The sequence below is a fragment of the uncultured Pedobacter sp. genome, assembly GCF_913776295.1.
Taxonomy (GTDB): Bacteria; Bacteroidota; Bacteroidia; order Sphingobacteriales; family Sphingobacteriaceae; genus Pedobacter.
The window spans coordinates 77,528-92,771 of the sequence record NZ_CAJYOJ010000010.1 but is presented as its reverse complement, the minus strand read 5'-3'; the positions used below and the strand labels follow the sequence as shown (position 1 = coordinate 92,771).

The window sequence follows — 15,244 nt, the reverse complement described above, 5'->3', positions numbered from 1 at the left end:
AAATCAGCATTAACAAGCTGTTATGATTTGGTGGTGATAAACCGATTTACCAGCATCTTAATCTCAATTAATATTAACTTAACGAAGCGTTTTGTGTTGGTATACAAAGTTAACATAGGGGATATATCCTGTTAAAAACACAGCCCTACTTTTGCGGCGGTAGAACGCTCAAAAAAGTACTCGTTAACCTTAAAAAAGGATAAGCCTATGTAAATGTGAAAGTCTACGCTTCTACTTAAAAAAACAAATCCCCAATTATTTAAAAAAACCATTACAACGAACAAAAAGATGACATCATTTTTTTTAACCGCAGGTACAAGTCGTACTTGCAGGAAATTGCTTTTGCCATTAGGTTTACTGGCCATCTGTAATGCCAATGCAATAGCCATAAACCATGATGAAGCTGTTTCTGCCATATACCATAAAGCTTTTGCCACGGTGAGCGGAACAGTTACCGATCAAAACAACCAGCCATTACCTGGTGTGAGTGTATTTGAAAAGGAAACAAAAAAAACTACCGTTACCGATTCCAATGGAAGATATTCAATTAATGTAGAGGAAGGTGCTGTTCTGGTATTTTCTTACATCGGCTACGATAATCAGGAGGTGGCCGTTAATGGCCGCCAGAATATCAATATTGTTTTAAAAGAGAGTAGCAATACTTTAAATGAAGTAGTGGCCATTGGTTACCAGAAAATCAGAAAATCGGATGTAACCGGAGCGATCAGCAGTGTTAAGGCCAGCGAGATGAATTTAACTTCGCCTACGGTTGGCCAGGCATTGGTTGGTAAAGTGGCAGGTGTACAGGTGTCGCAAACCAGTGGAGCGCCGTATTCCGGTACCAAAATCAGAGTAAGGGGCATTGGTTCCATTAACGCCAGTTCCGATCCTTTATATGTAATTGACGGGTATCCGGCTGGAAATAACGTGTCGATCAATCCAGAGGATATTGAAACCATTGACATTTTAAAAGATGCGGCTTCTGCTGCTATTTATGGTTCCAGGGCATCAGGCGGGGTGGTTTTAATTACCACAAAAAGAGGACAGGATGGAAAAGGAAGATTTCAATATGATGTTCAGGGTGGATTTTCGCAATTGGCCAAAAAAATAAAACTATTGGATGCCAACCAGTTTATCCAGCTGCTGATCGACGGACGTAACAATGCGTACAAGGATTTGGTGGTAAATGGTGGAAAATTAACCTGGAACGACTCGATGTTTAGTGATAACAATGCTACGCGAATTTCCAATGTGGGTAATGGAAGCAGTGTGAGTATTCCTGCTGATCTTTATAATTTTAGCACACAACAGGCCATCCCTGCTACGTACGATACCGATTGGCAGGATGAACTTTACCGCAATGCTGCGTTTCAGCGCCATAACCTTTCTTTTTCTGGCGGTACTAAAGATATCAAATACTTTTTGAGCGGTGGCTACCAGAACAACAATGGTATTGTAACCAACACCAACCAAAAGGTAACCAACTTCAGGGCAAATATCGATGGCAAAGTGAGTGAACGTTTGCGTGTAGGCGCTAACATATCATATACGCAGAACGATAACCGTGAGGTACAGGAGGGACGTTATAATTTAAGTCCGATGATGTCGGCATTAATTTATTTGCCTTACCTGCCTGCAAGAGATGCCAATGGAAATCCGATCCAGTTTGGCATGGGTGCTTTAGCCTCTCAATATGGTATTCAAAACCCTGAAAATCCTTTGGCTACCGTTGAGCAACTAAAGATTACCAGAAAGGGATCCAGAAGCACCTACAATGCCAATGCCACTTATAGTATATTGAAAGGATTGGATTTTAAAGCCAATTTAGGTACGCAGACCTATAACGAGAAATATGATTTTTATTTGCCAACCAGCTTAAGTAACGGTAATAATCCGCCTTACTCTACCGCTGCAATAACGGCGGCGAATGCGATTGCACAAACCCTTAGCCAGGTTGATCAGCTTGGTGAGTTTACCTTAAATTACAATAAAACCTTTGGTAAGCATAAAATTGATGTACTTGGCGGCTATTCTGCGCAAAAAACAACCAGCGATTTAATCAGGATTTCTGCTACGGGTTTTCAAAATGATAAAATCGGCGAGATTACCGATAAAGGTGCTGAAGCAGGCTTTTTAACGCTAATAACAGATGGGGCAAATAAAACAGCAAAGGCAACCAATACTTTGCTTTCTTATTTTGGCCGTTTCAGTTATAATTATGGAGGCAAATACTTTTTAACCGGTTCATTCCGTCGTGATGGATCATCAAGGTTCGGCCCGTTAAATAAATATGGTAATTTCCCTTCGATAGCCGCAGGATGGAACCTTTCGGAAGAAGATTTCTACAATAGTTTTCTTGGCGAACAATCAACCGTTAAGTTAAGGGCAAGCTGGGGCTTGAGCGGTAACAACAACATCCCTAATTACAGAACTGCGCAGGAAATGAGTGCGCCGGGTGGTGTGGTTTTTGGAAATGCGGTTTCAACGGCGATCTGGCCAAATGCCATACAGGATTCGAAGTTAGGATGGGAGTCTACCTCTCAGTATAATTTTGGTGCAGATGTCAGCCTATTCAAAAACAGATTGAATATTATCGCAAATTATTACTTAAGTTATTCTTACAATCTCTTATTCAATCAACCCATCTCTGCTGTATCGGGTGCTTCTTCTATTCTTACCAATCTTGCCGATAGTAAAATCCGTAATAAAGGTTTCGACATCCAACTGGATGGAAGAATTATCCAAAATCAGGATTTTACATTGGGTTTAAGCGGAAACATTGCCGTTAACCACAATAAGGTATTAAATATGGGTGGAGCAAGTACCATCTATACTGCTGGTGCAGAGCGGTCATATATTACACATGTTACCCAAGAAGGTCAGCCGGTTGGTATGTTTTATGGTTTTAAAGTTTTGGGCAGGGTCACAGCTGATAATTTGGGTAAGGTTGCTCCGTCAGCTTCTTCAACCAATCCGGCAAAAATTGGTGATTTATATTTTCAGGACACCGACGGGAATGGTATCGTAAATGATGCAGACAAAACGGTTATCGGCACACCATATCCTAAATTTACCTACGGTTTTGCCCTAAACACCTCTTACAAAACGTTCGATCTGCGTGCGTCTTTCAACGGATCGTATGGGAACCAGGTTTTAGATGGACAGGATTATTACCTCTATAATTTCGAAGGTTCTGGTAACCAATATGCAGATGTGGCCAACCGTTACCGGAATGAAGCCAATCCGGGCAGTGGCTTAAATTATCGTGCATCTCGTGCAGGTACGCAAAGTAACAGTACGCGTTTATCGTCATTTTACATTCAGGATGGATCTTACTTCAGGTGTACCAACATTACATTAGGCTATAGTTTTCCAAAGCAACTGGCCAATACGCTTAAAGTAAGTAATATCCGTGTTTATGCGAGTGTAGATAATGCCTTTACCATTACAGATTATAAAGGTTATAATCCTGAAGTGGATTATAGTGCAGGCAATAACCTTGCGCCCGGGGTAGATTATGGTAACTATCCATTGGCAAGAACCTATAACCTGGGTATTAAACTTACTTTTTAGAATTAAGGAAATGAAAAACAATATATATGCAATTTTGGCCATGGGTGTATTTTTGAGCCTAAGCGCCTGTAAAAAAGATTTTTTGGCACAGAGCAATCCAAACGCTGTTACTGTAGAAAATTATTTTAAAACTGAGAATGATGTATTATTGGCCGTAAATGGGGCTTACCAATCGTTAAGAAGTAGTAATACGCTGGGTGAAAACAGCGGGCTGTTTACCGATGAGCGTTCAGATGATACGGGTAGAAATGATAACCAGAGTAATGCCGGAGAGCCCTTTCAATTTAATGATTTCTCTTTATTGCCAAGTAACTCGTATTTAAAGGCGCATTGGGTTGCACTTTATCAATCCATCTCCCGAAGTAACGTAATTTTATCAAATATTGATAAGGTAAGTTTTGCTAACCCTGCAACCAAGGTTAACTATGCAGCAGAAGCCAAATTTATCAGGGCAATCATGTATTTCGAACTGGTAAGGAAATGGGGAGCCGTTCCTTTGGTTACCAAACAATTGCTTACTACCGATGAAGTTATAGCCGCAACTTTCCGCGTACCTGAAGCTGATGTGTATAACCAGATTGTTGCCGATTTAAAAGATGGTTTAAATAGTACGCTACCAAACTTCCAGACAACCGCCAATATTGGCAGGACTTCAAAAGCGGCTATCAATGCATACTTAGGTAAGGTTTATTTAACTATGGCGGCCACCCTGCCAAACAATAAGGCTGAAAACTTAAGTAATGCCAATACTTACCTGTTGGCAGCCTATAATATGAAAGCTTTTGGCAACCTTTCTGAAATTCCTTATACTGACGTTTTTGATGTAACCAAGAAAACTACCTGTAAAGAACTGATTTTCCAGATCTCTTACAAACAGGGCGATATTAACTACAGTTCGAGCATTGCTGCCAACAACCAGGCGAAAGGTGAAACCATCAATTCGCTTAAAGTTTCTACCGGGATTGGTGGTAATGTAAAACTTGATCTGATCAACGAATACGAAACAAATGATTTGAGGAAAGATTTCTCGGTTAAATTTGCGAATGAGCAGACCGTAAGAGATTGGTTTATCACCAAGTTTCGCGATGCGAGCTCCCTGGCCACCAATAATGGTTACGGCGGTAATGACTGGATCCTGATGCGTTATGCCGATGTAATCTTAATGTTGGCCGAAGTAAATATGCTACAGGGTAAAGATGCGGTGGCTATTCAATATTTGGATATGGTAAGAACAAGAGCAGGTATGCCAGTTTATGCGGTTGCTAAAACCGACGCCACTTATGCAGCTAAATTCCCAACTTTAAAACTAGCTATTTTGCATGAGCGGAGGGTAGAATTCGCTTTTGAACACCAAAGGTGGTTTGACCTGATCAGGAATTTTACTGCTGCAGAATTGGTTACCTACTTAAAAGCCAAACCGCAATCTTCCTATGGTATTGCTAAGCTTGCCAATGTAACCACAAAAGACAGGTATTTTCCTATTCCTTTTGATGAGGTGAAATTAGATCCGGTTAAGATGTATCAGAATCCCGGGTATTAATTAAATCTTAAGGAAGTCAAGTTTCAAAAACTTGACTTCCTTTTTATAAAGCGTTTTCAGTTAACAGTTGGCAATTTTCAGTTTTCAAGTAATTGAATCAGAAAATAATCACTCTTATTGGATCCTGAAACACCTGTCCGGCCGGGCGGAAGTTACCATTGATACCCTCCATTAGTTCGGTCGTCATCCGATAGCAATCGGATCTCGCACATGCGGGAGTCTTAAAGCAACATAAAAAACCTGCGAAGGCATTACGATTATTCATCAGACTTTGCTTTTATTATTGGCATTCATGAGCACTGCGTGGTTGACGGTCAAGTTGTGAATAACGATATCTCCAGCCCTTTCCTCTCCAATACGATTGGTTTTCAGTTAACTGTAAACTATTAACTGAAAACTGTCAACCGCTTCTCTAAATCACATTCCTAGTAATTTTCCCTTTAATGATATAAAGCGACAGGATATTCTTTTTACTGATCACCGTATCGCCGTTAAAATTAGGGTTTGAAGAACGGAGAATGAGTTTGGTATCATCAGCATGTTGGTAAATAAGTTTAATGGTGCGTAAACTGTTACTGTCTTCATCGGTCATCACTACATAAGCCTCGCCCCATTGCAGAATTTCGTAATTAGTGATCTCTTTTATGGCTATAATTTCACCTGCAGCATATTGCGGGGCCATGCTATCTCCATAAACTGGTAAGTAGGCCGTGCAATCGTTAAAAGGCAAATAGTTCACCAGGTATTCTGCGCGTTGCTCTTCCACAATGTGTTCTTTCGCATCAGATAAACTCATATCGAAATAAGGTACACCTTCCTTGCTTTCGCCAACGGCTGGCCTCTTTTTGAAAAATGGTTCGCCAATTCCATCCTCCAGCCAGGTTAAATTAACGTCGAATTTCATTTCCAACCTGTCTTTAATAGCATTAGAGACTTTCAAGCCATCTTTTCCCCTCATTATATCAGATAAGGAACCAGCTTGAATGTTTAAAGCATCAGCAAAAGCTTTTTGAGTTTTGAAATTCAATAAATCCATTAAAATTTTTAGTCTCTGATTTTCAGTCATTTGCATTGTATTATGGAAGAAATTCTACCAATCGTTAGAATTTCTTCTGTTTTTTTTGCTAAATTCGTTAGCTAATATAATCATTTAAAAACATACGATATGAAAGAGAACCTGAATTTTAAAAAAGAAACGATGGCATTAATAGAAGCGATTGAAAGTTTTTTTGCTACCAATGGGGTAGATTACCATTTGAATTTTCTAAAAAACTGGTTAAATCCGCCCCGTAATGAATTCGATTTTTCGCCCCAGAAGCACCCCGCGCAGCTATTGGTTTTTTATGAAAAACTGGTTCCGCTTTTCGATTATTCGGATCTGGTTTTTAACCATATTGAAACTGATACTGCATTTGTAGAAGCAATTTCGGCTGATGAATGTGGTGTAGAACGCGAAATGGTATTGCTTGAGTATTGTCCGAAATTATTGAGCAGCGGAGAAGTTAGAAATCCAAAACTAACCTTTCTTGATATTTTCTTGTTCTTCCAGTCAGATACCTATAAAGTGATGTACAAAGAATGGTTGTTGGCCGCATTGGAAAACAACCTCGACCTGGATTGGGACCAATATATTTTTCCGTTTTATGAGAACACCAAAAAAATGCTGGAGGCTTGCTGGCTCATACACGAAAGGATCATTACCAGAAATAGTTTCAAAAGTATCGATCGCTATTATCACATGGCCATATTCGAAAGTACATCGCCTTTGGCTTTTGAACAGGAATTATTTAACGATCCATTTAAGGTAATAGAATTTTTCTTCAGCCTCGATAACCTCAGCGGTCATAAAACTTATTTAAAAAACTGGTATAAAGCGGCCCTGGCTGAAGAGAAATGTTTGAGCGATGCAGCCGATTATTTTTTTCTCTATAATCAGTTTATCAAACTGCTTAATGCCGGTTTTTTGATTACCGCTAAAAATTTAACTTATCAGGGTACACCGCCTAAAAACTTGCTTGCCGCTACAGATCAGTCAAAAAACAGTGATAACTACCAGAAAAACCTGTGCGAGGTAAATACACTGAGTGCGTTGCATATCGAAAATCCTTATCTGTTTGTCGCTTCGTTCTTTATTCCCGAAAAAATTAAGCGGCTACGTTTAGGGCTTCTGGAATGGTTGTATGCCGCTTTCAGCACCAAAAGCAGCATTAAACTACTGGATAAGGAATTTTTGTTTGAACAGTATGAATCCATGCTGATGATTATGGAAGCTTTTTTTGTGATGATCACCCATCCTCCTTTGGATGAAATTGATGAAAGGAACTATTATTATGCGGAGTAAGTTTTTGAATCTGGAACACGTTGCACTTAAGGACGATCGGATATTGCGTTTGCTGAAAGATGTTGTTGCGGCAGTACCCGTTCAGTACATGTATTTCCACAACAACTTTTTAGCCGGTAAAGCGGTTCAGGAAATGTTGATTATGGTTCCGTTTAAACAGGTACATGTTTTAAATGAATTAACGCCAGTGTTAAATATGGTATTTAACGGGCAAACGGAATGGAGTTATCGGGTTTTTCATGTGCATGAGGTAGAGCAGGCACTTTTGGAGGGGAGTTTATTTTTTCATTATGCTACAGCTGCACAGAATTGTTTATTCAGTAAATCCGGTTGTTTTCCTGATCGTAGCATGCCTGATGTGATTGCAGATCAGGTGGGCATTGCTTACCAGCAGGAAATTAACAAGGCTAATAAATTTTTAACAGGGGCGGTCTTCTATTTTAAAGGACAAAATTTCGAATACTGTGCTTTTATGCTACACCAGGTTTTCGATCTGATGTACCGTGCCATTGAGGTTTTGGTAATGGGCAAGGATAAAAAAACACACCGCATCCGGGTTCATCAATTGTATATCAAGCCTTTTGTCAAGCCGCTTTCAACGCTGTTTAACGATAGTGAAGAAGAAGCAGGCCTGTTGCATTTGCTTGATGAAGCCTATCTGGCTGTGAGGTACGAAAACAATTATGTGATTAGTGAAGCAGTGATAGTGAGCCTGTTTGAGAAGGCAGATTTATTGTATATAATTGCTGAGCAGGTTTATCAAGGGATTATGAACAAGCATTTCGATCGGCAGATGAATAGGATGGCGTAAATTAACACTTGCCGGAAAACTATAGTATCTTGTCATGCTGATAATAATTAATATGTTGTACTATTTATTTGTAATTGTCAGGTGGTTTTTTATATTTGTATTTAAGTAGCTCTCCATAAATCTTAATCTAAATTAACGAATGAATAAAAACTATTCCCTATTAAAGCAGTATCTGCTGGCTTTTGCATTTTTAATTTTCATAACATCTATTCTCCATTCCTGTAAAAAGGAACGAAAGTTTTCACCCCTTGAGGTTAGGAAAGAGCTGATCCTGGAAGCCAAAACATATTTTGAGGAGGAAGTGCTGAGTAATAATTTTAAATTGCCTAATGATCCGAATGTTAGGCACAGTATCATGAAGAGGGCAGAATGGGAAAAGGCCATTATCAAAAAAATATCGATTGGCGATGCTGTTATTGTACCCATTTATTTTGATGAGGATGTTTTTAGTGGACCGGTAAATAGTCATCAAAAAAGCTCATTAAATAAAAACAGTTATTTAATGATCTATAAAGATCATATCGAAAAAATGCATGTAGAGTGGGTTACCTTATTGCCCAATAAGATAAGAGGTGCACAAAACACAAAGTTTAGCGGGATAGTAGTTGTAGAAAGCTGGAACGGAATGTTTAACAAGGCTTTTGCTTTTAACGATACCGGGAAACATATACCCGTGTATATAAGTGAAGCGATTACCTTTGATAAAAGTAGTTATAACCGTTCTGTTACCTGCTTTGAGGTTGAACATTGGGGAGCAGTTACCGTTGGCGGCATAACTACGCCGAAATATTTGGGTAGTGAAACCTTTTGTTCCAACAACGGCAGTGGCAATGGAAATGAAGACCAGGGCCATCCCAATAACCCGGTTACCGAAGAAGAAGCGACACCCGATGATTATATTACCTATTTTATTGATTGCAATGGCGATATTGATGGCGCTGCAACCATTGATCCAAATTGTGGATGTATCGGTGGGAATACGGGAGTATTAAATTGCGGTCAAAAAGAGATCATCGATAGTTTAAAAGGATATCCTTGTGCGCAGGCGCTGTTAAGGAAAATGCGTACGAATATCAGTAGTGATATTGCTCTTTTGATAAAAAATACCTTCGCGAAGGATGACAATGTAAATATAAAATTTAAAGCGGATCCTTCTCTAGTAGGTACAGATACAGATGGGCAAGAAAGCAAGGGGAATTTCTCAAATTTAACAGGAGAATTTATAGTTGGATTGAATCCTGATATTTTAAATAAATCTACACAGGAATACATCTTAGTAACAATGTATCATGAGGGGCTTCATGCATTTTTTGATAGAAGACTTCAGGTATTAGGAGAAACAGAATTTAAAAAGAGATACGAAGGGGTTAATGTAAACGGTGGTAGGTTATTAGGTGTTATGGACGATGGCCATATACCTATGGGTTATCAAAACTACTTGAAGGGATTAAAGGATGTAATAATGAAATTTAACCCGAATTTTGACGAAAATAGAGCATGGGGTTTAGCAAAATATGGTATTATCCAAATGTCTAAAGAAGATAATGATCTGAACAAACAAGAAAGGGATACAACTAAGCCCGGTTTTACAGGAACCAAATGTCCTTAAATAATATATATAAATGAAAAACAGATGTAAATCAGCTATTGTCTTTGTTATAGTTTTATGTAGCATTTCTATAAAAGTGGCAAATGGTCAAACGCCCAAGTTAACGCCACTTGAAAAAGCTTTTATCCAGATATTCTTAAAAAGTTCTCCAGGTGATATCCTGAAAGATAGCGTTTCAATGTATGCGATAAACTTTACAGTAGATGTGATAAAGAAAAAGAATAAAACAGTTGTAACAGGCATTACAGCAAATGATAGTTTAGGATATAGGCTTTTCCCTAAATATAATGAAGTAAAAAAGCTTGATTACGCAGAACTGTTTCTTCCCGGAGAAAAAAGAATCAGCATCATTATGCCAATACTTATATTTGGGCGCACCGAAAAAAAGATAAAGTACAGGGACGATGATGGAAACCCTTTAATCAGTTTGAAAACTGCTGCTAATACTGCATTCCATCTTTATACAGATTTTCCCTATAACAATCTGAAAGAAGGAAATATTGGTTATCCGTCTTATTTAGATGATTATAAAAAATATTATAAAAGTTCTTTTATCAGGAAGATTATGCTTCAGCCAATGATTTCCGATTTAACCACTGTGCATTAAATTCCTCTTGGGCATGAAGACTTATTTGAGTTTAATTTTGAGGATGTCTATCTGCATTGTTATTCTATGATGCTGCAGAAAAATATAAACACACTTCCACTATTTACAATTAGGCGAATGGATATAAAATGATAAATCTCCCATAAATACTAACAAAAACAAGAGTTTCATGTACACAATATTATGAAATGATATTTAAAAGATTTATTCTAGTAGCAATTACTTTGATTAGCTGCCCTTTATCATCGTTATATGCCCAAGAGAGCTTGAGTAAACAAACAAGAGAAATGTCTTTTCTTAAAAATGTTTATTCTATTTTTATAAAAAGTAATCCTCAAGCTTTTTTGAAAGATAGTTCCGCAATCTATTCCTTTAATTTTAAATTGCATATTCTCAAACAAAAAAGTGGTAAGGCTATTGCCGTTAAGATATTCGCTAACGACAGCTCAGCCTATAAGTTCTTTCCTTCATATAAAAAATTATATAGTATTGACTATTCATCCATTTCCGGATCAGATAAAGAAATAACTCTGGTAATCCCATTATTAATTTTTACGATAAGCAGTAATGAAATTAAAAACGGAAAACATTCAATTAATATGCAGTTGGTAATGGAAATGTTAAAAACGTTTAATGCCAATCCCTATTATGATAAGGCTATCTACACAGGAAAGCAATCTGATGCTCAAAAGGTATTTAGTAAAATAACTTTGGCTGCTCCTGTTATTTTTGACTATAGTAAAATGCCGGTTGCTCACGGTCCAGATTTCATTAAATAGTGGGGCTACATTTTTGTAATCGAATGATGATCGTCACTTATTTATTGGTTAATGAGATTTAAATTAACAAATGGAAAAAAGCTCTTTATGCATTTTTGAAAGCAAGCTTCAACTGCTGGGAGAAACCGAATTTTAAAGAAGACATTAATGGTACAGTTTATACAGACAAGTAATACAAAATGGCTGCTATTTATGGTTTCAACTATCCTGGTGAAAGAACATACAACTATTTGGGAAACAATTTAGATTTATACGCCATTTATAAAAGTAAGTTGGAAAGATCTTATAATAATTTGCTTGCTAAGTATGGGATTACCGTGGCAGAACGAGATGCGTTTTATCTCGATAATCTTAAAAATGTAGCAGCAAATAAAAAATACCTACATATTGTACGTAATAAAAGAACCATGAAAAAAATAATCATAATAGGGTTTTTGATGTTCTTATTTCACGAAGCCTTTCCGCAAAATAAAAAAAAGTTATATTTCCTAGCCGATACTCTTCAGGCCAATGCATCAAACCCAAACAAAATATTAGAAATTAAATGGACAACCCCTTTTCATTATTCATTTATTTTTCAAACTGAGTTTAAAGCTCCGTACTATAAGTATATCGAATTTTCTTGTAGGATAGATAAAAAGAAGGAGATAGGAGAAGTTAAGCTTAAAAAGCCTAGATGTAGATATATTTCTCTTAAGGAATTTCTGGCTTTAGTTAGAGAAAATACTCGATATTTTAACGACATATATGATTTATATATTACGGAAGTGCTAGCAGGAAATAAATATCGAACGTTTAAAGTAGAAATAATGCCGCAATATGCACCTACTCAAGATAGTATGGTATTGAAAGAAAAACAATAGTTTAATAGATGCAGATATTGGAGTATTAAAATATGATTAAAACAATTTCGCAATGCATTATAGGTTAGACTTTATAAGAAATGAGTGAATAGTCGTATTGATATTAGTCTTTTGATGATAACAATTTTTCATGTTATATAAATAAAACTATGGGTCTCCATAATATAGATTCAGTTTTAGTATTGAAGCTAGTACCAAATCATATTCTAACAGGATGTTTTGCCGAAAGCGTATCACACCAACCTTTAAACTCATTAAACCTAAGGTACTCTGTTTTATACAATACAGGTAATATATGCCCATAATTGTTTATAAAAAAACTTAATCACAGCAAACTTTTTCTATAAGGAGAGCAAAAAGATAGATATTGTGACGCCTATACTTAGTTATAACTATACAGAAGATAAAGTAAAGTATAAAGATGAAAGAGGAAACCCACTTATTAGCTTAAAAGAAGCAACAAATGCTGCATTTCATCTGTATAATACAACTTTACGGTATAACAACCTGAAAGAGGCTACAAAATCTTATCCTAGTTATCCCGTAAAAAGGAATAGATATCTATATTTGAATAAGAGTATCTTTTTTAGGCAAATTACTCTTGAACCCATGATTTCGGATTTGACCACTACACACTAGATTTTCTCCTATTGAAAGTTTGATACGCATATTTTATAAGTCATGATTATTCATGTATGAAAATGATCAATTAGTTTTGTCCGAATGCCGCTCTATGTAATACTTATAAACTTGTAACAGTTTTCCAAATGTCTATTCTGAGAAATAGCGTTTAATCCTGGAGTTTGGATTTAAAACTCTTAATATTAAGAACATGAAATATAAACTAATTTTTACGCTTTTCTCTCTATTCTTTTTTTCAGAACAAAGCATCGCCCAATCTAATCAGAAGATTGGTAAGTCTGACTTTGTAACTGAGATGTCGAAATTTCTGGCCCGTCAGTATGATATATCTTTCTTAAGATCTAAAAAAGATGTGTATGCTTTTAATTTACGAATTCAGATAAAAAGGGCAGGTAAAATTTTTAATGTTCAGGACATCCGGTTTACCGATAGTATTGGATATAAAGTATTCCCCGATTATTTGCAATTAAAGAAAATGAGCTATAATGGACTGACACTTAAAAGTGATGGTGCTGTTACTTTGATTGTACCAATACTAATCTTAAATAATGCAAAAGCTGGCCAGAACCCAGCAGAAAATAATATAGTTCTAAGTAACAATTCTTTAATAAGGATGGTATCTGCCTTGCTATATCCTGATACCTTACAGAAAAATATAACCACTTTTCCATTGTTTACAATTAGGCGGATGGATATAGAATGATAAATCTCCTAATGAATAAGAACTTCATACCTATGATACTATGAAAGGGAAATTATTTTTAATTGCCTCACTATTAGTTATAACCTTTGAGGCATTTTCCCAAAACACGAACAGGGAAATTTATTTCTTAGCAGATACGATAAATGTATCTCTGCCTAATCGAATGTTAAAAATCGAAACGGTAAGTTTTTTCGAACATCACTTTACATTCTTTTGCAGGTGTACACCTCCTTATAAGAGTTACGCAACATTTTCATACATCAATAAAAATGGAGACAAGAAAGCAGAAATCGTATCGAAAAAGCCGGCTCACCCTTATATCAGTTTCAAAGAGTTAATGGATATTACGGCAGAACATCATCGTTCTCTTGATCATTACTGCGATCTGTATATTACAGAAGTTTTGCCCGGTAATAAATACAGGACGAATAAAGTAAAATTTGTTCCTTACAGCCCTCCGATAGATGATGGTGTGAATATAAAGGAGAAGCAGTAAATGGCATCTGCATTACATCCTGATGCATTATAGAAAAATATAAACACCCTTCCACTATCAATAATTAGGTGGATAGATACAGAATGATAAAAACTTTTTTGTGAAACAATAATTCTGTAAAAGGGAAGTGAGTTAACCTAGCTGGAAATTAAAGGGTGCTTTACTGAAATGCTTTTTCGCTTAGACCTGCCTTTTGACAATTTTAGACAGGTGCTGCTGCACCCTGCACAAAAAAAGTTGATAAAATTGAGTATTCATACCGATTATCATAATCGTATAAATATATTTGCGGAGAGGATCTGATGCCGTTTCTGATTTTCTCTCAAACTCAATTTTTAACCAATGAATAAATTCGAAAGCCGTTACGCCCAAAGCCCCAAGGAAGTTAAACAAATGGATACCGCAGCTTTGCGGGAGAACTTCCTGATCGAAAATGTATTTGAAGCCAACCAGGTAAACCTCACTTTATCTCATTTTGACAGATATATTGTTGGTGGTGCAATGCCAGTTGATCAGAAAATTGCCCTTCCAAACCCTGATGATTTAAAAGCGAATTACTTTTTGGAGCGTAGGGAGCTGGGCATGATCAATGTCGGTGGAAAAGCAATTGTGACTGCGGATGGTGAAAGATATGAACTGGAGTATAAAGAAGCTTTATATATAGGCAAGGGAATTAAAGAGGTATTTTTTGAATCTGCTACTCTTGGAGAAGCTGCTAAGTTATACATCAATTCTGCTCCTGCACACCATACTTACCCTACTAAAAAAGTGAGTAAAGCTGAAGCGGAGGTTGTAGAATTGGGCACGCCTGAAACGGCAAACCATAGGATAATTAATAAACTTCTGGTGAATAGTGTTTTGCCGACCTGCCAGTTGCAAATGGGGATGACGGAACTAAAATCGGGCAGTGTTTGGAATACCATGCCAGCGCACACCCATGATAGAAGGATGGAAGCCTATTTCTATTTCGAGGTTCCAGCGGGGCAGAGTGTTTGCCATTTTATGGGACAGCCGCAAGAAACCCGCCACATTTGGATGCAAAACGATCAGGCGGTAATTTCGCCAAACTGGTCTATCCATTCAGGAGCAGGTACCAGTAACTATACTTTTATTTGGGGTATGGCCGGCGAAAACCTGGATTATGGCGATATGGACCATTGTGCCATTACCGAGCTGAAATAATAATTTTACCGTCATCTCAATCCGATAGCTATCGGATTGAGCGTAACGAATGCCCGCCAGTACGGACAGGCGGGGAGAGATCTCAAAACTGAATTTAA

Annotated in this window: 12 protein-coding genes; 11 read left to right on the top strand and 1 reads right to left on the bottom strand. The window is 37.1% G+C overall.

Annotated features, from left to right (window positions below):
* Window positions 1–288: 288 nt before the first annotated feature.
* Together QZ738_RS02015 and QZ738_RS02010 are read left to right on the top strand one after the other, a co-directional pair.
* Complete coding sequence (locus QZ738_RS02015) at window positions 289–3,573, top strand: TonB-dependent receptor (RefSeq protein ID WP_293783780.1); 3,285 nt, start codon at window positions 289–291, stop codon at window positions 3,571–3,573.
* Between the two features lie 10 nt (window positions 3,574–3,583).
* Window positions 3,584–5,113: a RagB/SusD family nutrient uptake outer membrane protein gene (locus QZ738_RS02010; protein ID WP_293783777.1), complete on the top strand. Its 1,530-nt coding sequence runs from the start codon at window positions 3,584–3,586 to the stop codon at window positions 5,111–5,113.
* Window positions 5,114–5,525: 412 nt separating this feature from the next.
* Here the strand turns inward: QZ738_RS02010 and QZ738_RS02005 are convergent, their stop codons facing one another.
* Window positions 5,526–6,179: a S24 family peptidase gene (locus QZ738_RS02005; RefSeq protein ID WP_293783774.1), complete on the bottom strand. Its 654-nt coding sequence runs from the start codon at window positions 6,177–6,179 to the stop codon at window positions 5,526–5,528.
* Between the two features lie 99 nt (window positions 6,180–6,278).
* Here QZ738_RS02005 and QZ738_RS02000 point away from each other — a divergent pair, with 99 nt between their 5' ends.
* The 9 genes from QZ738_RS02000 to kduI all read left to right on the top strand — a co-directional run bounded on the left by QZ738_RS02000 (window position 6,279) and on the right by kduI (window position 15,146).
* The gene (locus QZ738_RS02000; RefSeq protein WP_293783771.1) at window positions 6,279–7,454 is read left to right on the top strand and encodes a hypothetical protein; all 1,176 of its coding nucleotides are present in this window, start codon (window positions 6,279–6,281) and stop codon (window positions 7,452–7,454) included.
* Window positions 7,426–8,265: a HEPN domain-containing protein gene (locus QZ738_RS01995; protein WP_293783768.1), complete on the top strand. Its 840-nt coding sequence runs from the start codon at window positions 7,426–7,428 to the stop codon at window positions 8,263–8,265. The genes QZ738_RS02000 and QZ738_RS01995 overlap by 29 nt, the downstream gene beginning before the upstream one ends.
* A gap of 139 nt (window positions 8,266–8,404) precedes the next feature.
* Window positions 8,405–9,874 carry a hypothetical protein gene (locus QZ738_RS01990; RefSeq protein WP_293783765.1) on the top strand — a complete coding sequence of 490 codons (1,470 nt, stop codon included), beginning with the start codon at window positions 8,405–8,407 and terminating at the stop codon, window positions 9,872–9,874.
* Window positions 9,875–9,887: 13 nt separating this feature from the next.
* A complete protein-coding gene (locus tag QZ738_RS01985) occupies window positions 9,888–10,481 on the top strand; it encodes a hypothetical protein (protein WP_293783762.1) in 594 nt (197 codons plus the stop codon).
* A 188-nt stretch (window positions 10,482–10,669) separates the two neighbouring features.
* A complete protein-coding gene (locus tag QZ738_RS01980; RefSeq protein WP_293783760.1) occupies window positions 10,670–11,260 on the top strand; it encodes a hypothetical protein in 591 nt (196 codons plus the stop codon).
* Between the two features lie 179 nt (window positions 11,261–11,439).
* Window positions 11,440–12,123 (top strand): hypothetical protein, encoded by a 684-nt coding sequence (locus QZ738_RS01975; RefSeq protein ID WP_293783758.1) that lies wholly within the window; start codon window positions 11,440–11,442, stop codon window positions 12,121–12,123.
* Between the two features lie 832 nt (window positions 12,124–12,955).
* Window positions 12,956–13,468 carry a hypothetical protein gene (locus QZ738_RS01970; protein WP_293783756.1) on the top strand — a complete coding sequence of 171 codons (513 nt, stop codon included), beginning with the start codon at window positions 12,956–12,958 and terminating at the stop codon, window positions 13,466–13,468.
* 163 nt (window positions 13,469–13,631) lie between these two features.
* A complete protein-coding gene (locus tag QZ738_RS01965; RefSeq protein WP_293783754.1) occupies window positions 13,632–13,964 on the top strand; it encodes a hypothetical protein in 333 nt (110 codons plus the stop codon).
* A 342-nt stretch (window positions 13,965–14,306) separates the two neighbouring features.
* Window positions 14,307–15,146 carry a 5-dehydro-4-deoxy-D-glucuronate isomerase gene (gene kduI, locus QZ738_RS01960; RefSeq protein ID WP_293783752.1) on the top strand — a complete coding sequence of 280 codons (840 nt, stop codon included), beginning with the start codon at window positions 14,307–14,309 and terminating at the stop codon, window positions 15,144–15,146.
* Window positions 15,147–15,244 lie beyond the last annotated feature (98 nt).